At 64.2% G+C, this 21,404-nt stretch carries 17 protein-coding genes; 11 read left to right on the top strand and 6 right to left on the bottom strand.

The genetic code is table 11. The annotated features are described in order from the left end of the window. The first annotated feature begins 131 nt into the window (after window positions 1-131). From CVM73_RS00895 to CVM73_RS00880, 4 genes are all read left to right on the top strand, one after another. Entirely contained in the window at window positions 132-545 is a 414-nt protein-coding gene (locus CVM73_RS00895; protein WP_100230140.1) for a Zn-ribbon domain-containing OB-fold protein, read from the top strand. 3 nt (window positions 546-548) lie between these two features. Next, entirely contained in the window at window positions 549-1,688 is a 1,140-nt protein-coding gene (locus CVM73_RS00890; RefSeq protein WP_100230139.1) for a thiolase C-terminal domain-containing protein, read from the top strand. Window positions 1,689-1,829: 141 nt separating this feature from the next. Beyond that, the gene (locus tag CVM73_RS00885) at window positions 1,830-2,744 is read left to right on the top strand and encodes an SDR family NAD(P)-dependent oxidoreductase (protein WP_027571291.1); all 915 of its coding nucleotides are present in this window, start codon (window positions 1,830-1,832) and stop codon (window positions 2,742-2,744) included. Between the two features lie 116 nt (window positions 2,745-2,860). After that, window positions 2,861-3,973, top strand: a complete 1,113-nt coding sequence (locus CVM73_RS00880) for an SMP-30/gluconolactonase/LRE family protein (protein ID WP_100230138.1) — start codon at window positions 2,861-2,863, stop codon at window positions 3,971-3,973. A gap of 120 nt (window positions 3,974-4,093) precedes the next feature. Here CVM73_RS00880 and ppc read toward each other — a convergent pair whose 3' ends face one another. Then, window positions 4,094-6,823 (bottom strand): phosphoenolpyruvate carboxylase, encoded by a 2,730-nt coding sequence (gene ppc, locus CVM73_RS00875; protein ID WP_430641283.1) that lies wholly within the window; start codon window positions 6,821-6,823, stop codon window positions 4,094-4,096. Between the two features lie 1,176 nt (window positions 6,824-7,999). Here ppc and CVM73_RS00865 point away from each other — a divergent pair. Then, window positions 8,000-9,838 carry a glycoside hydrolase family 15 protein gene (locus CVM73_RS00865; protein ID WP_100230135.1) on the top strand — a complete coding sequence of 613 codons (1,839 nt, stop codon included), beginning with the start codon at window positions 8,000-8,002 and terminating at the stop codon, window positions 9,836-9,838. After that, window positions 9,835-10,356 (top strand): HEAT repeat domain-containing protein, encoded by a 522-nt coding sequence (locus CVM73_RS00860; protein WP_100230134.1) that lies wholly within the window; start codon window positions 9,835-9,837, stop codon window positions 10,354-10,356. The genes CVM73_RS00865 and CVM73_RS00860 overlap by 4 nt, the downstream gene beginning before the upstream one ends. A 108-nt stretch (window positions 10,357-10,464) precedes the next feature. Here CVM73_RS00860 and CVM73_RS41710 read toward each other — a convergent pair whose 3' ends face one another. Further along, window positions 10,465-10,623 (bottom strand): nuclear transport factor 2 family protein, encoded by a 159-nt coding sequence (locus CVM73_RS41710; protein WP_146006554.1) that lies wholly within the window; start codon window positions 10,621-10,623, stop codon window positions 10,465-10,467. 112 nt (window positions 10,624-10,735) lie between these two features. On the opposite strand from CVM73_RS41710, the gene CVM73_RS00850 reads away from it, so the two are divergent. From CVM73_RS00850 to CVM73_RS00840, 3 genes are all read left to right on the top strand, one after another. Next, window positions 10,736-11,842 carry a TRAP transporter substrate-binding protein gene (locus tag CVM73_RS00850; protein ID WP_158237530.1) on the top strand — a complete coding sequence of 369 codons (1,107 nt, stop codon included), beginning with the start codon at window positions 10,736-10,738 and terminating at the stop codon, window positions 11,840-11,842. 94 nt (window positions 11,843-11,936) lie between these two features. Further along, the gene (locus tag CVM73_RS00845; protein ID WP_100230131.1) at window positions 11,937-12,500 is read left to right on the top strand and encodes a TRAP transporter small permease subunit; all 564 of its coding nucleotides are present in this window, start codon (window positions 11,937-11,939) and stop codon (window positions 12,498-12,500) included. Beyond that, window positions 12,497-13,921, top strand: coding sequence for a TRAP transporter large permease (locus CVM73_RS00840; RefSeq protein WP_100230130.1), 1,425 nt, complete (start codon window positions 12,497-12,499; stop codon window positions 13,919-13,921). The genes CVM73_RS00845 and CVM73_RS00840 overlap by 4 nt, the downstream gene beginning before the upstream one ends. A 170-nt stretch (window positions 13,922-14,091) precedes the next feature. Here the strand turns inward: CVM73_RS00840 and CVM73_RS00835 are convergent, their stop codons facing one another. The 3 genes from CVM73_RS00835 to CVM73_RS00825 all read right to left on the bottom strand — a co-directional run bounded on the left by CVM73_RS00835 (window position 14,092) and on the right by CVM73_RS00825 (window position 17,185). Further along, window positions 14,092-14,496, bottom strand: coding sequence for a YccF domain-containing protein (locus CVM73_RS00835; RefSeq protein ID WP_100230129.1), 405 nt, complete (start codon window positions 14,494-14,496; stop codon window positions 14,092-14,094). A gap of 173 nt (window positions 14,497-14,669) precedes the next feature. Further along, window positions 14,670-16,214 (bottom strand): acyl-CoA synthetase, encoded by a 1,545-nt coding sequence (locus CVM73_RS00830; protein ID WP_100230128.1) that lies wholly within the window; start codon window positions 16,212-16,214, stop codon window positions 14,670-14,672. Window positions 16,215-16,375: 161 nt separating this feature from the next. Beyond that, complete coding sequence (locus CVM73_RS00825) at window positions 16,376-17,185, bottom strand: crotonase/enoyl-CoA hydratase family protein (protein WP_100230127.1); 810 nt, start codon at window positions 17,183-17,185, stop codon at window positions 16,376-16,378. Between the two features lie 106 nt (window positions 17,186-17,291). On the opposite strand from CVM73_RS00825, the gene CVM73_RS00820 reads away from it, so the two are divergent. Together CVM73_RS00820 and CVM73_RS00815 are read left to right on the top strand one after the other, a co-directional pair. Continuing rightward, the gene (locus CVM73_RS00820; protein ID WP_100230126.1) at window positions 17,292-18,164 is read left to right on the top strand and encodes an SDR family oxidoreductase; all 873 of its coding nucleotides are present in this window, start codon (window positions 17,292-17,294) and stop codon (window positions 18,162-18,164) included. A 253-nt stretch (window positions 18,165-18,417) separates the two neighbouring features. After that, entirely contained in the window at window positions 18,418-19,998 is a 1,581-nt protein-coding gene (locus CVM73_RS00815) for a fatty acid--CoA ligase (RefSeq protein WP_100230125.1), read from the top strand. A 116-nt stretch (window positions 19,999-20,114) separates the two neighbouring features. On the opposite strand, the gene CVM73_RS00810 is transcribed toward CVM73_RS00815, so the two are convergent. Continuing rightward, window positions 20,115-21,389 (bottom strand): acyl-CoA dehydrogenase family protein, encoded by a 1,275-nt coding sequence (locus tag CVM73_RS00810; RefSeq protein ID WP_100230124.1) that lies wholly within the window; start codon window positions 21,387-21,389, stop codon window positions 20,115-20,117. Between the last annotated feature and the right edge of the window lie 15 nt (window positions 21,390-21,404).

The following is a 21,404-nucleotide window of genomic DNA, read 5'->3' as shown; positions in this document are numbered from 1 at the left end:
CCTCGACACAAGCATTGTGCGCATGATGGCATGCATGCGCATTGCTGGACCGTTGACGCACGATGGTCGATTGTCGCATCACAATCGAAACAGGCGGGCGTGAAGCCTGTCTCTTGGGAGGAGCCGCCAATATGGCCGAACCGCAGCGCGCGCGACCGAAACCGACGCCGGAGACCCAGCACTTCTGGGACGGCACCAAAGCGGGCGAATTGCGCCTGCAGCGCTGCGACGCTTGCGCGCATGTCTACTTCCCGCCGCGCCCGTTCTGCCCGTCCTGCGCCTCGCGCAAGGTCAGCATCTTCAAGGCGAGCGGCAAGGGCTTTCTCTACAGCTACGTGATCAACCACCGGCCCGCCGCGCCGGGCTTCACGCCGCCTTACGCCATCGCGGTGGTCGAGCTCGACGAGGGACCGCGGATGATGAGCAACATCATCGACTGCCCGCAGACGCCGGAGGCGCTCGAGCTCGACATGAAGCTCGAGGTCGCCTTTGAGAAACTCGACGACAAGATCACCCTCCCCGTGTTCCGTCCGGCGAAGGGGTAAGTCATGCGCAAGAACCAGGTTGCCGTCGTCGGCGCGGCCGAGACCACCGAGCTCGGAATCATCCCCAACGCCTCGCAGCTCCAGCTGCACGCGGATGCGGCGCTCAACGCCATTGCCGATGCCGGGCTAAAACTGTCCGACATCGACGGCTTTGCCACCGCGGTCGAAACGCCGCAGCAGGTCTGCCACTATCTCGGCATCAAGCCGACCTGGGTGGACGGCACCTCGGTCGGCGGCTGCTCCTTCATGCTGCACGTCCGCCACGCGGCGGCGGCGATCGAAGCCGGCCTGTGCAAGACCGTGCTGATCACCCATGCCGAGAGCGGCAAGTCGATGATCGGCAAATTGCCGCGCTCGATCCCCGCCGACAGCCTCAACGGCCAGTTCGAGGCGCCCTATGGCGTCTACGGCCCGCCCAGCATGTTCCCGATCCCCGTGCTGCGTTTCATGAAGACCTATGGCATCACGCATGAGCAGCTTGCTTCAGTGGCGGTGGTGCAGCGCGAATGGGCGGCGAAGAATCCGCGCGCGATGATGAAGGACCCGATCACGGTCGCCGACGTCCTCAACTCGCGCATGATCGCCTATCCGTTCCGGCTGCTGCAGTGCTGCCTCGTCACCGACGGCGGCGGCGCGCTGATCCTGACCTCGGCGGACCGCGCCAAGGACTTTCCACGCAAGCCGGTCTACATCATGGGCACCGGCGAGAGCGTCGAGACGCCGATGGTCAGCCAGATGGAGACGTTCAACTCCTCGCGCGCGTTCAAGACCGCGGGGCCGCTGGCTTTCAAGGAAGCCGGCATCGCACACAAGGATGTCGATCACCTGATGATCTATGATGCCTTTGCGCATCTGCCGCTGTTCGGCCTCGGCGATCTCGGCTTCATGCCGTATGAGGAGACCGGCAAGTTCATCGCGGATGGCAACACCCGCCCCGGCGGCAAGCTGCCGCTCAACACCAATGGCGGCGGATTGAGCTACATGCATTCGGGCATGTACGGCATGTACGCGCTCCAGGAGAGCGTGCGCCAGATGCGCGGGATCGCGCCGGCGCAGGTGCCGAACGCGAAGATTTCGGTGTGCCACGGCGTCGGCGGCATGTTCGCGGCGAGTGGCACGATCGTGTTTACGAACGAGAGGTAACGGCTGTCATTCCGGGGCGCGCGCAGCGCGAACCCGGAATCCATTGGACCGCAACCACGGTAGCGCGATGGATTCCGGGCTCGTCGCTTCGCTCCGCCCCGGAATGACAGCGGAATTTGGAACGCATAGCGGAGAACCCACATGAGCAAATCACTGCAAGACAAGGTCATCATCGTCACCGGCGCAGGCCGTGGCATCGGGCGCGAGATTGCGCTGCTGTGCGCGGCCGAAGGCGCCAAGGTCGTCGTCAACGATCCCGGCGGGGCTGCCGACGGCGCCGGCTCGAATGCGGCGCCTGCCGAGGAAGTGGTCGAGGAGATCAAGAAGCGCGGCGGCACGGCCGTGGCCAATTTCGAGTCGGTCGCCGAAGCGATCCCCGCCAGCAAGATCGTGAAGACCGCGACCGATCATTTCGGCCGGCTCGACGGCGTCGTCAACAATGCCGGCATTTTGCGCGACATGATCTTCCACAAGATGAGCGTGGAAGCGTTCGAAGCCGTCATCAAGGTGCACCTGATGGGCTCGTTCTACGTCAGCCACGCCGCGGCGCGGATCTTCCGCGAGCAGGAGTCGGGCTCGTTCGTGCACTTCACCTCGACCTCGGGCCTGATCGGCAATTTTGGACAAGCCAACTACGCCGCGGCCAAGCTCGGGATCGTCGGGCTGTCGAAGTCGATTGCGCTCGACATGGGCCGCTTCAACGTCCGCTCGAACTGTGTCTCGCCGTTCGCCTGGACGCGCATGATCGGCACCATCCCGACCGAGACCGAGGCCGAGAAGGCGCGCGTCGAGAAGATCAAGCAGATGGGACCGGAGAAGATCGCCCCGCTCTGCGGCTATCTGCTCGGCGATTCCGCCAAGGACGTCACCGGCCAGATCTTTGGCGTGCGCATGAACGAGATCTTCCTGTTCAGCCAGAACCGCCCGATCCGCTCGGTGCAGCGGAGCGAAGGCTGGACGCCGCAGTCGATCGCGGAACACGGCATGCCGGCGCTGAAGGGCTCGTTCTACAAGCTCGACCGCTCCGCCGACATCTTCACCTGGGATCCCGTCTAGCCGCATTTCCGGCATCCCTGCCCTGCGATCTTCGATTGTCTCCATCGGAGATCGCCCCGGTTTACGCCTGAATGCGGGCGAATGGTGTCCTCCCAACGATACTTTGGGAGGAAACCATGACAAGAATACTGACCAACCCCGACGACACGACTGCAAGCAGCGGGCTCGGCCGCCGCGATGTCCTCAAAGGCGCAGCGGTGCTCGCCGCGTCCACCGTCCTCGCCTCACAAGCCGACGCCCGCGACTTCGGCGCCAATGCCGAGCCGCAGCGCTATCCCGACCCCGACATCGTCGTCATCGATCCCAAGCGCTTCAAGGCCAAGGTCGGCAACACCGCGATCAAGCGGCTCTATACCGGCTGCCTCTGGGCCGAAGGGCCGGCGTGGAATGCGCAGGGACAATATCTCGTCTGGAGCGACATCCCGGCCAACCGGCAGCTGCGCTATCTCGACGATGACGGCCACATCTCCGAGCAGTTCCACAAGCCGTCCAACGAAGCCAACGGCAATTCATTCGACACCGAGGGACGCCAGATCAGCGCCGAGCGCACGCGCCTCGTCCGCTACGAGCATGACGGTGCGGTGACGACGCTGGCCGAGCAGGCGGGTGGCAAGCCGCTCAACGGCCCGAACGACATGGTGGTGCACCCCAACGACAAGGCGATCTGGTTCACCGATCCCGGCTACGGCGCGATCAGCATCTACGAGGGCAAGCTGGCCAATACCGGCTCGCTGCAGCCCCATCAGAAGGAAGCCGTCTATCGTTTGGACACGCAGACCGGGCAAGTCGCAAAGGTCGCCGACGAGCCGTTCAAGCCGAACGGCCTCGCCTTCAGCCACGACTACAAGAAGCTCTATGTCTGCGACACCGGCATCACGCATTATCCGCAGGCCGAGAACGTGGTGTGGTCCTACGATATCGACGGAGCAAAGCTGTCCAACCCGAAGAAGCTGATCGACATGAAGCTCGAGGGCAAGTCGGGCTTCCCCGACGGTCTGCGCGTCGACACCGAAGGCAACATCTGGGTCGGCGCCGGCTGGGTCGGACCGGGCTACGACGGCGTGCAGGTGTTCGCACCGAACGACGGCGCGCGCATCGGCCAGATCCTGCTGCCGGAGACCTGCGCCAATGTCTGCTTCGGCGGCAAGAAGCGCAACCGCTTGTTCATGACCGCGAGCCAGTCGCTCTATGCGGTCTATGTGGAGACGCAAGGGGCGCATTTCTGTTGAAACAGGCACCGTCATTCCGGGCTGGTCCAGAAGGACCAGACCCGGAATCTCGAGATTCTCAGGTGCGCAATTGCGCACCTGAGTTCGCGCTTCGCGCGCCCCGGAATGACTGGTCGGAGATTACCCCGTATTCCTCAACCCCGCCGAAATCCCGTTGATCGTCAGCTGAATGCCGCGCAGCACCTGCTCGTCCGGGTTCTGCGCGCGGTGCTCCCTCAAGAGCTCGACCTGCACGTGATTGAGCGGATCGAGATAGGGGAAGCGGTGCCGCACGGAGCGCTCCAGCAGCGGGTTGCCCTGCAGCAGCCGGTCCTGGCCCATGATGTCGAGCAGCGTCTCGATGCAGGAATGCCATTCGCGGCGGATGCGGCCAAAGATCTTTTCGCGCAAGGCTTCGTCCGGCACCAGCTCGGCATAGCGCGAAGCGATCGCGATCGAGCTTTTCGCGAGCACCATGTCCATGTTCGACAGCAGCATGCGGAAGAACGGCCATTCCTTGTAGAGCTCTTTCAGGAACGGCATGCCCTGTTGCGGATGCTCCGCGATCCACTGCTCGACCGCGCTGCCAAAACCGTACCAGCCCGGCAGCATCAGGCGGCATTGCGCCCAGGAGAACACCCAGGGAATGGCGCGGAGATCCTCGATCGCGCGGGTCTTCTTGCGCGAGGCCGGACGGCTGCCGATGTTCAGCGTGGCAATCTCGTTGATGACGGTCGAGGCCCAGAAATAATCGACGAACCCCTCGGTCTCGTAGACGAGGCCGCGATAGGCCTTGAACGCGAGGTTCGACAATTCATCCATCGCGACCAGATATTCGCGGCGCGGCGCGCTCTGGCGCGGATGCAGGAGACTCGCTTCCAGCGTTGCCGCGGCGAGGATCTCTAGATTGTTGCGGCCGACCTCGGCATTGGAATATTTCGACGAGATGATCTCGCCCTGCTCGGTGATGCGGATCTGGCCGTTCACGGCGCCGCCGGGCTGCGCGATGATGGCGTCATAGCTCGGCCCGCCGCCGCGGCCGACCGAGCCGCCGCGGCCGTGGAACAGGCGCAGCCGCACGTGGTGCCGCTCGAACACCTCGACGAGGCCGATCTCGGCCTTGTAGAGCTCCCAGCCCGAGGTGACGAAGCCGCCGTCCTTGTTGCTGTCGGAGTAACCGAGCATGGCCTCCTGCACGCTGCCGCGGCTGTCGACGAGGCGACGATAATCGTGCAGCGACAGCATGCGATCCATGATGCCGGATGAGGCCTGCAAATCCTCGATGGTCTCGAACAGCGGCACGATGTTGATGGCGCTGCGGCCGGAGGGATGGACGAGGCCGACCTCCTTCAAGAGCACGGCGACCTCGAGCATGTCGGACATGCCCTTGCACATCGAGATGATGCATTGGGGAATGGCGTCCGAGCCGAACCTCGCATGCGCTTCCGCGGCGGCATGGAACACGTTGAGCTCGCCCATGGTCTCGTCGCTGTATTTGACGAAGGGCGACACCAGCGCGCGCGTCGAGCGCAATTCGTTGGTCAGCAGCGAGATGCGCGCGTCCTCGCCGAGGGCGAGATAGGACATGCCGGGATTGGCGGCATCCATCAATTCGGCAATGGTGCGTTCGTGCACCGCCGAGTTCTGGCGGATGTCGAGCCGGGCCAGGTGGAAGCCGAAGCAGTCCACCGCGCGGCGCAGCAGCCGCAGCCGGCCGCGGGCGATGACGCGGGCGTTGTTGGAGATCAGCGAGCGGTGCAGCACGTCGAGATCGGCCAGCAGCTCCTTGACGCTTTCATAGGGCGCCGCCTTGCCGACCGGCCGGCGCGTGATCTCGACCTCGAGCTTTTCGGCCGTCGCGGTCAGACGCGCATAGATGCCTGATACGGCCAGACGATAAGGCTCGCCGCTCCGGTGCGGCGAGGTATCCGGGGAACGCTCCGCCAAAGTGCGCAGCTCCTCGGAGACGTCGGCGAGGTGGGCCGCGATCGACAGCTCCGAGCCGAGCACGTGCAGCTCGTTGAGATAGAACTGCATCACCCGGCTTGACTGCAGCCGCAGCGTGCCGCGCATCACGTCGGCAGTGACGAAGGGATTGCCGTCGCGGTCGCCGCCGATCCAGCTGCCCATGCGCAGGAACGAGGCGAGCTCGCTGGCGGCCTGCTCGCCGCCCTCCTCCAGCCGGTCCTCCAGCGCGTTGATGAGCCGCGGCACCTCGCGCAGGAAGGTGTAGTCGTAGAACGCCAGGCCGTTGGCGACCTCGTCGAGCACGGTGAGCTTGGTCCGGCGCAGCAGATTGGTCTGCCACAGCGTCAGCACCTCGCGGCGGAGCTGCTCGTCGCTGGCATCCGCCTCCTCCGCGGTCAGCGCGACGCGCTCGCGGCGGTCGAGCAGGGCTGAAATCTCCATCTCGCGGTCCATGGTGCTCTTGCGGCGGACCTCGGTCGGGTGCGCGGTCAGCACCGGGCTGACCAGTGCGGTCTTGAAGAAGTTGCGGAGCTGGTCGGGGCCGATGCCGGCCGCCTTGGCGTGGGCGAGCGTCTCCGCCAGCACGCCGGAGCCGCCGCCTTTGGCGGCGCCGCGGGCGCGCATCTGACGGATGTTGTTCTGGTCCTCGGCGATGTTGGCGAGGTGGGAGAAATAACTGAAGGCACGGACAATCCGCACCGTCTCCGAGATCGACATGCTGTCGAGGATCTGCTCGAGCTCGCGACGGGCGAGCCGGTCCTCGTCGCGGTGGAATCGGATCGAGGTCTGGCGGATGCGCTCGACCAAGTCGAACAATTCGGCGCCTTCCTGGTCGCGCACCGTGTCGCCCAGAATGCGCCCAAGCAGGCGGATGTCATCCCGCAGCCGCGCGTCGGCCTCCATCGCCTGGACATCCTCAGGGCGGTTGGGGCGATGCTCAGTGGCGTCGGGTGGTACGGTCTGGAGGGACATGGCTCGCTCCCCTGCTCGCGTCCTTGGCGGCCTGGTCCGAAGGAGTGTGCGATATTTTTCTGCCGCAGTGCAAGACGAAGTTGGAGCGGTGCACACCGCCGGCGGCGTTCGTGTCCCGGACGCGCTGCAACGCCCTTATGCGTTGCTGCGCAGAGAGCCGGGATCCAGGAGCCGCTCGCTGGGCCCCGGCTCTGCAGCACACCACGCCGCGAAGACGCGGCGCGCTGCGCTGCGTCCGGGGCACGAGAATATAGCCAGTCTTGTCGAGAGACATGTCTTCGCGGTCTCGCGGCGCAGGCGCCCGAAGTTTTGCCGTCCGTTTCGCCCTCATCAGGAAGCAAGGGCGCAGAGAAGGCCGGGCGCCGGCTGGCACCCAGGGTCCGCACGCGAGAAACGCACGCGGGGTGACCACAGGTGATGCCAGAACATCCCGGCCTTCCCTGCGCAATGGTGTTACGGCTTATGGCGCGCTCTCCCCGGGGAGCGATGCACTATTGCCCCCGTCGCCTTGCGGATGACTGATGCGCGCACCCGGTTGGGTCGCTTCACCACCGCAAGCCTTGACGCACAGACCCCGGGCGTCAGGACCACACGCTTTTGCCGTCCGCGGACGTCCCTCCCCGGACAGTCGGAAGCTCGCGCGTGCTCGCCCCAATGCCGAAAAGGAACGCTGTGACCGCGCCGTGTCGTTCCGCGGATCGTGACGGCTCACGGACCTCAGCCCGCCCTGCCATCCCGTCACGCGCCGGCGCTGCCGCGTCCATCGCATCCCGGCCTACGTATCGTGACGATCGCGAAACGTCCCTTTGACGGGCCGGGATGGATTGCGGTTTACCCGAAATAGAAAATTCGGTCAATCAGAATATTTTACACTCCCGCCCCTTGACCTGCATTTGGCGTGTTTTGCCCGTCGGGCAACGCGAGGCAAGGTGTGCGCAGCATCGCCTGGCCGCGTCCCTCCCACTCTGGCCCCTGGCGAGGGACCGCGGGAGCGAGGTTGCGGGTAAGAAAGTTGAATATCCGGCGTCTGTTTTCGCCGCCTCAGGCATTGACGATACGCCCATCCTGGGGCTCGATCAGCGTCGGGCGAGCGGAGGAGACGAGATCATGGGCTACAAGCCGATCGAGTCCTACGGCGTCATCGGCGACCTGCACACCGTTGCCCTGGTCGGCATCGACGGGTCCATCGACTGGTGCTGCCTGCCGCACTTTGACTCGCCAAGCGTCTTCGCGGCGATCCTCGATGACCAGAAAGGGGGCTCATTCCGCATCGCCAGTCTCCACGAGGCGCAGCACAAACAGATGTACATGCCTGACAGCAACGTCCTGGTGACGCGCTTTCTTAGCGACCAGGGCGTCGGTGAGGTCGTGGACTTCATGCCCGTCCAAGGCCCGCGCGAGATCAGAAAGATCCACCAGATCGTCCGGGTGGTGCGGGCGGTGCGCGGGTCGGTCCGCTTCCGCCTCGACTGCCGGCCGGCATTCGACTTCACCCGCCGGCCTCACCGGGTCGTCCTGGAGGGTCGGGGAGCGATCTTCGAGGCGCAAGGCATGAAGGTCTCGCTGGTCAGCCGCTTCCCGCTTGGTCGGCAGGGCGACGGCGTCGCTGCCGAGTTCGTCCTCAACCCCGGCGAGACGACCACGTTCATCCTCCGCCAGGTGGAGGAGAACGGCCATGACAGCCTTCATGACGGCGCGCTGCTCGAGGCGCGGCTGGTCGGCACGGAGGCGCTGACGCAGACCCTAGCGTTTTGGCGGCAGTGGCTGAGGAAGTGCAATTATTCAGGTCGCTGGCGCGAGATGGTCCACCGCTCGGCGCTGGTGTTGAAACTGCTAACGTTCGCGCCGACGGGCGCGATCGTGGCGGCGCCGACCTGCGGGCTGCCGGAAGAGATCGGCGGGGTGCGCAACTGGGACTATCGCTATACCTGGGTGCGCGACGCCGCTTTCACCAATTACGCCTTCCTGCGCCTGGGGCTGACGTCGGAGGCAGAGCAGTTCATGGCTTGGTTGGAGCAGCGGGCCGTCGAGGGCGCCCGGGGCGACCCGTTGCAAACTATGTATCGCATCGACGGCGGGCACGAGCTGCCCGAGGAGGTTCTCGGCCACCTCGATGGCTACCGCGGCTCGCGTCCGGTGCGAGTCGGCAACGCCGCTGCCGAGCAGCTGCAGCTGGACATCTATGGCGAGCTGATGGACGCCGTCTACCTGTACGACAAGTACGGGACGCCGACCGCCTATGACTTCTGGTGCCACCTGCGCAAGATGCTCGACTGGGTGGCGAACAACTGGGAGCGAGCCGACGATGGCATCTGGGAGGTACGCGGTGGACAGCAGCAGTTCGTCTACTCCAAGGTGCAGTGCTGGGTGGCGCTGGACCGAGCGATCCGCCTTGCGCAGAAGCGGAGCCTGCCGCTGGATCGCGCCCGCCTGGCCGCAGAGCGAGACCGCATCTATGAGGCCATCATGACGCGCGGCTGGAACACGGATCGGCAGACTTTCGTGCAGCACTTCGCCACCGACGCGGTGGATGCGTCCAACCTGATCATGCCGCTCGTCTTCTTTGTGTCGCCGACCGACCCCCGCATGCGCGGAACGCTGGATCGGACCATGGCGGAGCTGGTCTCCGACAGCCTCGTGCACCGCTACGAGATCGGCAGAGGAGCCGGCGACGGCCTGACCGGGAGCGAGGGGACGTTCAACATGTGTACGTTCTGGCTGGTGGAAGCGCTGGCCCGGGCGGGCCGCGCCGAGGAGGCCCGCTTCATCTTCGAGAAGATGCTGACTTACGCCAACCACCTCGGCCTGTACGCCGAGGAGACGGGTCCGCGTGGCGAAGCGCTGGGCAACTTCCCGCAGGCATTCACTCACATCGGGCTGATCAGCGCCGCGTTCAACCTGGACCGTCGCCTCGGCCGTGGGGCCTCGAGTAGGGTCGGACCATGAGCGCGCAGGTCGCTTACCTAGGAACTTCCATCGCAGACTGGATGGCGGAGCTTTCGAGCAGCGATCCGCTCCAGCGCCGCCTCGGCGCATATGCCCTGGGCGAGATTGGCCCCGCGGCAATCGAGGCTGGATCCGCCCTCGCCGCGGCCCTCCAGGACCCGGTCGGGTTCGTGCGCGTCTGGGCGGCGGCGGGCCTCGCCCGGGTCGCGCCGTCAGGTGGAGAGTCGGTCCCCGTCCTGATCGCGGAGTTGGGCAACGAGCTTGCCTTCGTCCGCAGCTTGGCGGCCTGGCACCTCGGTCGCCTCGGTCCGGCATTCCCGGGTATCGAACAAGCCCTCCTCCCGCTCCGACAGCTAGCGGGTGATAAGGATCCGAGTGTACGGGTGGAGGCGGCGCTAGCGCTGGGGATGCTCGAGGAGAAGGGCGCCCCGCCGCCGGAGCTGAAGTCCTTGTCCTCTCGAGCCTCCGGCGGCGTCGCCTCGCGCGGATTTGTTCACGCTTCTCCAGCAATTCTTTGATGCGGGCAGACATGCTTGGATTCTATTTGATGTATGGACCAGCGTCCGAATCCTTCGCCCATAGCGACGCCACAATAGCATCAGCGTGGTTCGGCTAAGAGCCGAACTTCACTGCTTGGGCGGTGGACGCAATGACGAGTGATGATGGGCTATGACCCAATCGTTGCCTTCTTTTACAAGAACCATTGTCAAGCGTGCCGGCCAAGGACTGACGTCTCGACCATGTCCAATGCCAGCGCTTGCTGCGGCCAGAAAGCAAGATGACAACTTGCGGCGATGGTGGCAGAATGGTGGCAGACGTGGCTCGAAGACTTGGCGACCAAGAACAACGAAGAGAATAGTTCGCCGCGGTCACGTTGTCCAAGGGAGGAGATGGCTCATGAAACGCTTGTTTCTGGGGTTGGTCGCCGTTGCCCTGATCGCTTCGGCGTTTGTCGTATCCACCACAACAGTCATGGCGCAGACGAAGGTGTTGAAGATGCAGGCCACATGGCCGGCGTCGCTCACGCTCTATGACAACTTCACCTATTTCGCCGACCGGGTGAACAAGCTGTCAGCCGGCGCGCTGAAGATCGAGGCGATGCCCGCCGGCCAGGTCGTGCCGGCGTTCGAGGTGCTGGACGCAACCCACAAGAGGGTGCTCGACGGAGCGCATGCGTGGGCGGGCTACTGGACCGGCAAGAACAAGGCCGCAATCCTGTTCACCGGCGGTCCCGGCGGCACCTTCGGCATGGACTTCATGGACGTGATGGGTTGGCTCTATCACGGCGGCGGCCTCGAGCTTTACAACGAGTTTTATCAGAAGGAGCTCAAGCTCAACCTCGTCGTGTTTCCGATCCTGCCTGCGGGACCGCAGGCGTTCGGCTGGTTCAAGAAGCCGATTCAGACGGTCGAGGACATGAAGGGCATGAAATGCCGCCAGACCGGAATGGCCGGCGAAGTGTGGCAGGCGCTCGGCTTCACGGTGGTCAACATGCCGGGCGGAGAAATCATTCCCTCCGCGCAACGCGGCGTGATCGATTGCGCAGAATGGGTCGGCGGCATCGAGGATCTGCAGCTCGGCTTCCACAACGTCTGGAAGTATCACTATTCGCCCGGCTTGCATGAGAACGTGACGATCGGCGAGATCGTCATCAACGGCGATGTGTGGAAGGAGCTCAGCCCGCAACATCAGGAGATCATCAAGTCGGCGGCCAACGAGACGTTCCTCGTCTGGTGGACCAAGTGGCAGCGCCAGAACGCCGATGCGCTGATCGAGATGCAGCAGAAGCACGGCGTACAGATCCTGCGCACGCCGACGGAGATCCTGCTGGCCTTCATCAAGAAGTGGGACGAGATCGCGGCGGCCGAGGGCGCCAGGAACCCGTTCTTCAAGAAGGTGCACGACTCGCAGAAGGCCTATGCCAGCGCTGTGGTGCCGTACAAGAGGTCCTATTTCCCGCCATACTCCTTCATGGCGAACTACTACTTCCCGACCGAGAAATAGCACTTCCTCCGAGGGCGGCCGATTTGGCCGCCCTCGATTCGCACGCAGGCGGCCTGCTTTGCGCCGCACGAACGATCGGCGAAAGGGGCGAGGCATGGCTGAGATAACGGGCCGGCAGCCGCCGGCGCTACTGGCCATCATCAGGATGATCGACGGCTTCACGGACAGGACCGGAACGATCATCTCGTGGCTCTCGGTGCCGCTGGTTCTCGCCGTCGCCTACGAGGTTGGAGCGCGTTACCTGTTCAACGCGCCGACCATATGGGCCTACGACGCAACCTACATGCTGTACGGCACGCTGTTCATGCTTGGCGCCGCTTACGCACTGCACAAGGGTGCTCATATCCGTACCGACTTCTTCTGGGAGAAGTTCTCGATCCGCAGGAAGGGCTGGATCGATACGATCTCCTATGTCGTCTTCTTCTTCCCGAGCCTGATCATGCTGTTCCTGATCAGCTGGAACGAATTCTACTACGCCTGGCTGATCAACGAGACTTCGGACCAGACACCCTGGCGGCCCGTGCTGTGGCCGTTCAAATTCGTCGTGCCGCTCGCCTGCCTCCTGCTGCTGGTCCAGGGCGTGTCCGAGTTGATCAAGAGCATCTACATGGCGCGCACCGGCGTCGAACTGGAGCACAAGGAGAAGGTCGAGATATGACCGCAGAAGCGCTCATCGGCCTCATCATGCTGCTGGTGCTGCTTGGCGCGATCTTCATCGGTGTGCCGATCTCGTTCACGTTGCTGTTTCTCGCCTTCTCGTTCGGCTACTGGGGCATGGGCGGGACGGTCTTCGAGCTCGGATACTTCCAGACCATCGGCATGATGAAGGAAGAACTCCTCGCCGCCGTGCCGCTGTTCATCTTCATGGGCTTCATCACCGAGCAGGCGGGTCTCATGGAGCGCCTTTTTACGGCGTTCCGCATGCTGCTTGCGCCGGTGCGCGGCGCGCTCTTCCTCGTCGTCATCCTGACCTCGACCGTGTTCGCGATGGCGACAGGCATCGTCGGCGCAGCGGTCACCGTTCTTGGCATCATGGCCTCGCCGATCATGACGAAGGCGGGCTATGATGCCAAGCTTTCAGCGGGCACCATCACGGCGGGCGGCACGCTCGGTATTCTCATTCCCCCGTCTGTCATGCTGATCGTGATGGGGCCGGTGCTCGGCGTTTCGGTCGCCGATCTCTATGCTGCAGCCTTCGGACCGGGTTTTCTGCTGGCCGGCATCTACATCGCCTATCTGATGGGCCGCTCGTTCATCAATCCCAAGCTCGGGCCGCCAGTGCCAAAGGATGAGCGGATCCACTCCGCTGTATACATTGCGCGCGAGGTGGTCGTCGGCACGCTGCCGCTGCTCGGGCTCATCACGGCGACGCTCGGCTCGATCATCGGCGGGCTTGCGACGCCGACGGAGGCCGCGGGCATCGGCAGCGTCGGTGCGCTGATCCTCGCCATCGCATATGGCAGGTTCTCGTTCAGCGGACTGCAGCGCGCCATGACCTCGACGATGGCGACGTCGAGCATGGTCCTGCTGCTGGCGGTCACGTCGAACATTTTCGGTGCGGTGTTCGCCCGCCTCGGCTCGGCGAACTGGATCACCGAGACGATGCTCGGCCTGCAGCTGCCGCCGAGCCTCATGCTGATTGTCGTGCTCTTTCTCGTTTTCCTGCTGGGGTGGCCGTTCGAGTGGCCGGCCATCATCCTGGTGTTTCTGCCGATCTTCTATCCCGTCGTGAAAGGCATGGGCATCGACCTCATATGGTTCGGAGCGTTGGTTGCGGTGGTGCTGCAGACCGCCTTCCTGTCGCCGCCCGTCGCCATGTCAGCGTACTATCTCAAGCAGGTGGTCAAGGGCTGGAGTCTCGCAACGATCTACGCTGGCATGTTCCAGTTCATGGTACTGCAGGTGATCTGCGTTGGCCTGATGATTGCTTTCCCCGGCATTGCGACCTGGTTCCCACACACGCTGCAAGAAGCATCTCGCAGCGAGGTGATCCCGGAGGAGTACAGAAAAATCCTGGAACAGCAGAAACATGCACCGTCCCTGGAAGACGAGGACTGGTTGACACCAAAAAAGAAGTAGCCCGCGCGATCGCGTGCGCTGCACTGCTCAGTTTCCGCTTCGGACCGGTGGGTTGAGCCTTTGCGACCCATCATGCTTCGTCATCGGCGGACGGTTCGATGGGTTTCGCTTTCGCTCTACCCATCCTACGAGCTACTGCCGCCGGCGGCTACGTTGAGGGGCAGCACACCCTACGCCGGCACGATCACCTTGCCGATCGGCCAGAGCGCGATGCCCGCGAGCTTCAGATGGGCCCAGGCGAAGGGGATGCCGATGATGGTGATCGCGAGCACCAGCGCGGTCACGAGGTGGCCGAGCGCCAGCCACCAGCCGGCGAGCACGAACCAGATGATGTTGCCGACGACGCCCAGCGGGCCGGTGCCGATATCCTCGACACCGGTGACCTCGTAGCGGCTGACCGCCCTCGAGCCGAACGGCAGCAGCGTGTAGACGGCGATGTTGAACGCCGCCCGCGCCCAGGGCAGGCCGATGATCGTGATGGCCATGATGATCGCGGCGATCAGCCAGCCGAACGCCATCCAGGCGCCGCCGATGAGGATCCAGAGGATGTTGAGCAGGATGGAGACGGGGGTCATGGGGTTTTCCGCAAGACAATGATGCCGTGTGTATAACACGGCCAGCAAGGTCGTGATCCATGACGCGGCTCAAGTCATCGCGATTTGTTGCAGCCCGGATGAGCGAAGCGACATCCGGGACTTTGCTGTTTGTTGTCCCGGGTATCGCATCGCTCACCCGGGCTACGGCACCGTCAGATCTTCCGCCCCGCCTGCTCCCAAAAGGGATCGCGCAGGCGGCGCTTGAAGATCTTGCCGGAGTCTTCGCGCGGCAGCCCGGTGCGGATCTCGATGTGCTTGGGCACCTTGTAGTCGGCGAGATGCGCCTTCAGCGCGGCGCGGACGTCGGCGGCATCGAGCGTGACACCCGCCTGCGGCTCCACCACCGCCATCAGCGCCTCGCCGAACTCGGCATCGGGGATGCCGAACACCGCGCAATCGTGCACGCCTGATACGGCGTGCAGCACGGATTCGATCTCGGCCGGGTAGATGTTGACGCCGCCCGAGATCACCATGTCGCGCTTGCGGTCGCAGATGAAGACGTAGCCGTCTTCATCGATATAGCCGACGTCGCCGGAGGTGATGAAGCCGTCGCGGTCGATCTCGGCGCGCTTCTCCGGCTTGTTGTGGTAGGTGAAATCGGCCAGCTCCGCCATGCGGGAATAGATCTCGCCGATTTCGCCGACGCCCAGCACGCGACCGTCCTCGCCCAGGAAACGCAGCTCGGCGCCGGGCGAAATCTTGCCGACGGTGCCGGGCTTTTTCAGCGCGTCCTCTGACGTCGCGAAGGTGACAGCGCTGGATTCGGTCGAGCCATAGAATTCGTAGATCACCGGTCCCCACCACTCGATCATGGCGCGCTTGATATCCGCCGGGCACGGTGCCGCGGCGTGGATGACATGGCGCAGCGAGGAGATGTCGTACTTCCTGCGCACCTCTTCCGGCAGCTTCATCAGGCGGATGAACATGGTCGGCACCATGAAGATGGTGTCGATCTCAAAGCGCTCGATCGCGTCCAGAAACTCCTCCGCCTCGAAGCGCGGCATCAGCACCAGCACCCCGCCGAGCTTACCGGCGCGGATGCCGAACGAGTTCGGCGCGGAATGATAGAGCGGGCCCGGCAGCAGCGCGCGGGCACCCGGCTTCAGCCCATAGATCATCGCGCGCATGCGCTCGCCGGCGGCCTGCTGCTCCGGCGTCGGCGCGTTGCGGCGGACGCCCTTGGGATGGCCTGTGGTGCCCGATGTATAGATCATGTTCATGGGCTGCGGCACGACCGGGCCTTCATATGGCTGGTGCTGCGCGAGCCAGGATTCGAAATCGATCGCGAAGCTAGGGCTCGCCAGATGATCGGGATCAATCTTGTAGTTCGACAGGATCTCCGGCGGTGTCGGCACGCTGAGCACGGTGACATCAGCAGGAATCGCATCGCGCAGGGCGTGCAGCATGTCGGCGTGTCCGATCAGCACGGACGTGCCGGTATCATTCAGGATGTAGCTGATCTCCTCCGGCTTGAAGTGCCAGTTGATCGGCACGCCATAGGCGCCGAGCCGCATCGCGGCGTAGGCAGCCTCCAGGAAGGCGACGTCGTTGCGCATCAGCATGCAGACGCAATCGCCCGGCCTGACGCCGAGCTTGGCGAGGCCGGAGGCGATGCGGTCGGCACGATTGGCGACCTCGGCGTGGGAACGGCGGCGGTCGCCGGAGACGATGCCGAGAAAGTGGGACGTTTCGCTCATTTTTGTTTTCCGATCTTTCGCCGGGTTGAAGCGTGGATACCATTCAGCTCGTCATTCCGGGGCGATGCGAAGCATCGAACCCGGAATCCATTTAACGGCAGAACATGCGGCTCGATGGATTCCGGGCCTGCGCCTACGGCGCATCCCGGAATGACAGAAAGCTAATCCGCAAATTTCGGCTCGCGCTTCTCCAGATTGGCGCGCACCGCCTCGGTCTGGTTCGCACTGCCGATCAGCTTCTGCTGCTCGACCGATTCCGCCAGCAGCGCCGGGCCCGGATCGACCGAGAGATTGTTCAGCATCCGCTTGGCCGCACGGATCGCATCGGGGCTCTTGCCGGCGATCTCGCGCGCGACTTCGAGGGCGGCGGCGCGCGGATCGTCGCAGATGCGCGTGGCGAGGCCGTAGGTCATCGCCTCCTGCGCGGAGAAGATGCGCCCGATGTAGGTGAGATCGCGCAAAATATCGTCGCGCACGAGCGAGGCCAGGATCGGCGTGCCCGCCATGTCAGGCACGAGGCCCCATTTGATCTCCATGACCGACATCCGCGCATCGGGCGAGAGGAATCGCATATCCGCGCCGAGCGAGAGCTGGAAGCCACCGCCGAACGCGACGCCGTGCACCGCCGCGATCACGGGAACCGGGAGCTGGCGCCAGCCCCACACCGCCTGTTGCGGAAAGTTCGCCTGGCCATGCGTGCGCACCGTGAGATCGCGATTTTCGCCCCCCGGAATTCCGTTGCCGCCCTTCTCCTTCATGGCGGCAAAACGCCCCATGTCGAGCCCGGCGCAGAAGGCGCGGCCCTCGCCCGACAGCACGACGACGCGCACGCCTTTGTCCTTCGAAAGCCGCTCGGTTGCGGCGACGAGGGCCTCGAACATCGCCTGATCCAGCGCATTCATCTTGTCGGCGCGCACCAGGCGCACGTCGGCGACGCCTTCCGAGATCGAGATCTGGACGCGATCTTCCATGGACGAATTCTCCCCTGTTCTTGACCGGTTGCCGCTTTACAGGACGCTGGCGGCCGGATTTAGTCAATCGACCAATTAACTGACAATCCGTACGGGAGAAACAGCGATGTTCAAGGAAAATCTTCTGGCTGGACGCCGCATCCTCGTGACCGGCGGCGGCACCGGGCTCGGCAAGTCCATGGCGGCGCGCTTCCTCCAGCTCGGCGCCGAGGTGCACATCTGCGGCCGGCGCAAGATCGTGTGCGACGAGACCGCGACCGAGCTGATGGATCTCCACGGCGGCCGCGTCACCAGCCACGGCGTCGACATCCGCAACGCGCTCGCGGTCGAGGAGATGGTGGAGAACATCTTCCGCGAGGCTCCGCTGACCGACCTCATCAACAACGCCGCCGGCAATTTCATCTCCCGCACCGAGGAGCTGTCACCGCGCGGCTTCGACGCGGTCGCCAACATCGTCATGCACGGCACGTTCTATGTGACGCACGCGATCGGCAAGCGCTGGATCGCGTTGAAGCAGCCCGGCAATGTCGTCTCCATCACCGTGACCTGGGTGCGCAACGGTTCGCCCTACGTGGTGCCGTCGGCGATGAGCAAGTCGGCGATCCATGCCATGACGATGTCGCTTGCGACCGAATGGGGCCGCTACGGCATCCGCCTCAACACCATTGCGCCCGGCGAAATCCCGACCGAGGGCATGAGCAAGCGCATCAAGCCGGGCGATGAAGCCGGCGCGCGCACCAAGGCGATGAACCCGATGGGCCGGGTCGGCACCATGGAGGAATTGCAGAACCTCGCGGTGTTCCTGATCTCCGGCGGCTGCGACTGGATCAACGGCGAGACCATCGCCATGGACGGCGCGCAGGCGCTCGCGATGGGCGGCAATTTCTACCAGCTCCGCGACTGGAGCGACGACGATTGGAAAACTGCGCGCGAGAGCATCATGGCGCAGAACGAGAAGGACCGGGCGAAGAGAGGGTGATCTCGTGCCCCGGACGCAGCGCAGCACGCCCCTGGCGATGCGAAGCATCGTCCAGTTCGGCGTGATGCGCTGCTGAGCCGGGGTCCAGCGCACTTCAAACGCGGAAGCAGCATGGGTCCCGGCTCTGCGCAGCAGCGCAAAAGCGCTGCAGCGCGTCCGGGACACGAGACCAGAGTGCCCCCTCCCACCTTGTCTTCACCCACGGTTGACGCCACACTCCGCGGCATAAAAAGCAAAATACCCCGGGAGAGACATGTCCGCATCACCGAAACTGGCGAATCTCGCCGACATGGTGCGCGAGCGCGCGAAAAGCCGCGGCAACGCGATCGCCTATGAATTTGAAGCCCGTCTCACCAGCTTTGCCGAGTTCGACGTCAAGACCAGCAAGGTCGCCAACGCGCTGATTGCAATGGGCGTCAGACGCGGCGACCGCATCGCCTATCTCGGCAAGAACAGTGACATCTACTTCGAGCTGCTGATGGGCGCGATGAAAGCCGGCGTGGTCATGGCGCCGGTGAACTGGCGGCTCGCAGGGCCAGAGGTCGCCTTCATCGTTGACGACTGCAAGGCCCCGGTGCTGTTCGTCGGGCCGGAGTTCATTACTCAGGTTCGCCAGATCAGAGATCGGCTTCCCGGCCTGCGCACCGTCATCACCACCGAGGGCGGCGCGCCGGAATGGCAGGACTTTACGGCCTGGCGCGATGCGCAGAGCGGCGACGATCCGAAGGTGCCGATCGACACCAAGGACATCGCGATCCAGCTCTACACCTCGGGCACCACAGGCAAGCCGAAGGGCGCGATGCTGAGCCACGCAAACTTCCTCAACCTGGTGCAATCAGGCAATGCCGAGGACAAGCCGGAATGGAACCGGTGGTCGACCGACGACGTCTCGCTGGTGGCGATGCCGGTCTTCCACATCGGCGGCTCCGGCTGGGGCGTGATGGGGCTCTATCACGGCGCCCGCGGCGTGATCGCGCGCGAGTTCGATCCGACCAAGGTGCTGGATTTCTTCGAGCAGTCGGGCATCACAAAACTGTTCATGGTGCCGGCGGCGATGCAGTTCGTGGTGCGGCAGCCGCGCGCCAAGGCGGTCGACTTCTCGCGGCTGAAATACATGCTCTACGGCGCCTCGCCGATACCGGCGGCGCTATTGAAGGAGTGCATCGAGGTCTTCAAATGCGGCTTCGTGCAGCTGTATGGGATGACGGAAACGACCGGCACGATCGTCGCACTCCCTCCCGAAGATCACGTCGAGGGACTGGAGCGGATGCGCTCGGCCGGCAAGGCGCTGCCGGGCGTCGAGATTGCGATTTTGGATGCGGACGGCAAGCCGCTGCCGCCGCGGCAGGTCGGCGAGATCGCGACCCGATCCGGCTCGAACATGGCGGGCTACTGGAACCTGCCGGAGGCGACCGCCGCGACGCTGCGCAGTGACGGCTGGCTGCGCACGGGCGATGCCGGCTACATGGACGAGGACGGCTATCTCTACATCCACGACCGCATCAAGGACATGATCATCTCCGGCGGCGAGAACATCTACCCTGCCGAGGTCGAGAGCGCGCTGTGCGATCATCCTGATGTTGCGGAAGCTGCCGTGATCGGCGTGCCCGACGACAAATGGGGCGAGGCCGTGAAGGCCGTCGTGGTGATGAAGCCCGGCAGAGAGGCGACCGCGACCGACATCATCAACTTCACCCGCGAGCGCATCGCCGGCTACAAGACGCCGAAGAGCGTGGAGTTCCTGCCGGCGCTGCCGCGCAATCCGTCCGGCAAGATCTTGCGACGGCAATTGCGCGAGCCGTATTGGACGGGGAAGGATCGGAGGGTGAATTGAATCCGCGGTCCCGTAGGGTGGGCAAAGGCGCAAAGCGCCGTGCCCACCATTCTTCCACGTTTGCAACAAAAGTGGTGGGCACGCTTCGCTTTGCCCACCCAGTAGCGGTGCGAGCCTTAATGCTTCCCCGGCCCCATATAGCCGAACAAGAACCCCGCCACCTTGCGCATCTGGATCTCCTCGCTGCCCTCGGTGATGCGGTAGCGGCGGTGGTGGCGGTAGATGTGCTCGAACGGCTTGTGGCGTGAATAGCCCATGCCGCCATGGACCTGCATGGCGCGGTCGGCGGATTCGCAGCAGAGGCGGTTTGCAAAATAGTTGCACATGGAGACGCGGTCGGAGAGCGTGCGCTCGATCTGCTCCTCGGTGAGCTGGTCCATCTCCCAGGCGGTCTTGCGGATCAGAAGGCGCAACATCTCGGCTTGCGTGGCGAGCTCGACCAGCGGGAACTGGATCGCCTGGTTCTCGGCGAGCGCCTTGCCGAACGGCTTGCGCTCACGCGCGTATTTCACGCTCTCGTTGATGCAGTAGACGGCGGCGCCGAGCGAGCTCGCCGCCTGGCGAATGCGGTTCTGATGCACAAAACACTGTGCCAGCGACAGGCCGCGGCCAACCTCGCCAAACAGCGCATCCTCAGGCACGAACACATCCGTAAAACTGACGCGCGGATGGTCGGTCGGCATGTTGAAAGTCCACATATACTCTTCGACCTTCACGCCAGGGCTCTTCGCCGGCACCAGGAAGCAGGTGATGCCGCGGGCATCGCCGTCATTGCCTGACGTGCGCGCGAACAGCGCGCAGTGCGTGGCGACATGCATGCCGGTGGTCCACATCTTCTCGCCGTTGATGATCCAGCCCTTGACGTTGTCGCGGGTCGCGGGCACCGCGCGCGTTTCCATGTGGGTGGCGTCCGAGCCGTGATGCGGCTCGGTGAGGCCGAAGGTGGTGCGATACTTGCCCCTGATCGAGCCGTCGATCATCGCCTTCTGGTCGGCGCTTCCGTAGCGGTCGAGCATGGTCACGACGGGGAAGTTGCCGACGATGGAATGCTCGTTCTGGAGGTCGTTGTGCAGGCCGAGACCTTTCGCGGCAAAATGCTCGCGGATCACCGCCATCCAGAGGTTCGAGCCATCCTTGCCGCCATATTGCTTCGGCACCGGAAAGCGCAAATGCCCGGCGGCATCCGCGAGATCCTTGGCCTTGCGCAGCAGCGCTTCCCATTCATGCCGCGGCAGGCCACCGTTCTCGAAATCGGTGCGCGCCCATTCGCGGCGGTGGTCGAAGAAGCGGATGTTGTCGTCGGCCTCCTCCAGCGGCTTGATCTCGCGTTCGATGAAACGGTCGAGCTCTCCGAGATAGGCGACGAGATCGGCAGGCAATGAGAAATCCACAGGTTCTCTCCCGGA

This window comes from Bradyrhizobium forestalis, from assembly GCF_002795245.1.
In the GTDB taxonomy this organism is placed as follows: Bacteria; Pseudomonadota; Alphaproteobacteria; order Rhizobiales; family Xanthobacteraceae; genus Bradyrhizobium; species Bradyrhizobium forestalis.
Note: the sequence above shows the minus strand (reverse complement) of the source record. Positions and strands in the feature narration are given on the sequence as shown.

What these genes read in the sequence shown, in the direction of transcription:
- CVM73_RS00890 (WP_100230139.1), top strand. Translation starts at nt 549, where the DNA reads ATGCGCAAGAACCAGGTTGCCGTCGTCGGCGCGGCCGAGACCACCGAG.
- CVM73_RS00885 (WP_027571291.1), top strand. Translation starts at nt 1,830, where the DNA reads ATGAGCAAATCACTGCAAGACAAGGTCATCATCGTCACCGGCGCAGGC.
- CVM73_RS00820 (WP_100230126.1), top strand. Translation starts at nt 17,292, where the DNA reads ATGTTCAAGGAAAATCTTCTGGCTGGACGCCGCATCCTCGTGACCGGC.
- CVM73_RS00815 (WP_100230125.1), top strand. Translation starts at nt 18,418, where the DNA reads ATGTCCGCATCACCGAAACTGGCGAATCTCGCCGACATGGTGCGCGAG.
- CVM73_RS00830 (WP_100230128.1), bottom strand. Translation starts at nt 16,214, where the DNA reads ATGAGCGAAACGTCCCACTTTCTCGGCATCGTCTCCGGCGACCGCCGC.
- CVM73_RS00880 (WP_100230138.1), top strand. Translation starts at nt 2,861, where the DNA reads ATGACAAGAATACTGACCAACCCCGACGACACGACTGCAAGCAGCGGG.
- CVM73_RS00835 (WP_100230129.1), bottom strand. Translation starts at nt 14,496, where the DNA reads ATGACCCCCGTCTCCATCCTGCTCAACATCCTCTGGATCCTCATCGGC.
- CVM73_RS00860 (WP_100230134.1), top strand. Translation starts at nt 9,835, where the DNA reads ATGAGCGCGCAGGTCGCTTACCTAGGAACTTCCATCGCAGACTGGATG.
- ppc (WP_430641283.1), bottom strand. Translation starts at nt 6,823, where the DNA reads ATGGAGGCCGACGCGCGGCTGCGGGATGACATCCGCCTGCTTGGGCGC.
- CVM73_RS00850 (WP_158237530.1), top strand. Translation starts at nt 10,736, where the DNA reads ATGAAACGCTTGTTTCTGGGGTTGGTCGCCGTTGCCCTGATCGCTTCG.
- CVM73_RS00865 (WP_100230135.1), top strand. Translation starts at nt 8,000, where the DNA reads ATGGGCTACAAGCCGATCGAGTCCTACGGCGTCATCGGCGACCTGCAC.
- CVM73_RS00845 (WP_100230131.1), top strand. Translation starts at nt 11,937, where the DNA reads ATGGCTGAGATAACGGGCCGGCAGCCGCCGGCGCTACTGGCCATCATC.
- CVM73_RS00840 (WP_100230130.1), top strand. Translation starts at nt 12,497, where the DNA reads ATGACCGCAGAAGCGCTCATCGGCCTCATCATGCTGCTGGTGCTGCTT.
- CVM73_RS00825 (WP_100230127.1), bottom strand. Translation starts at nt 17,185, where the DNA reads ATGGAAGATCGCGTCCAGATCTCGATCTCGGAAGGCGTCGCCGACGTG.
- CVM73_RS00895 (WP_100230140.1), top strand. Translation starts at nt 132, where the DNA reads ATGGCCGAACCGCAGCGCGCGCGACCGAAACCGACGCCGGAGACCCAG.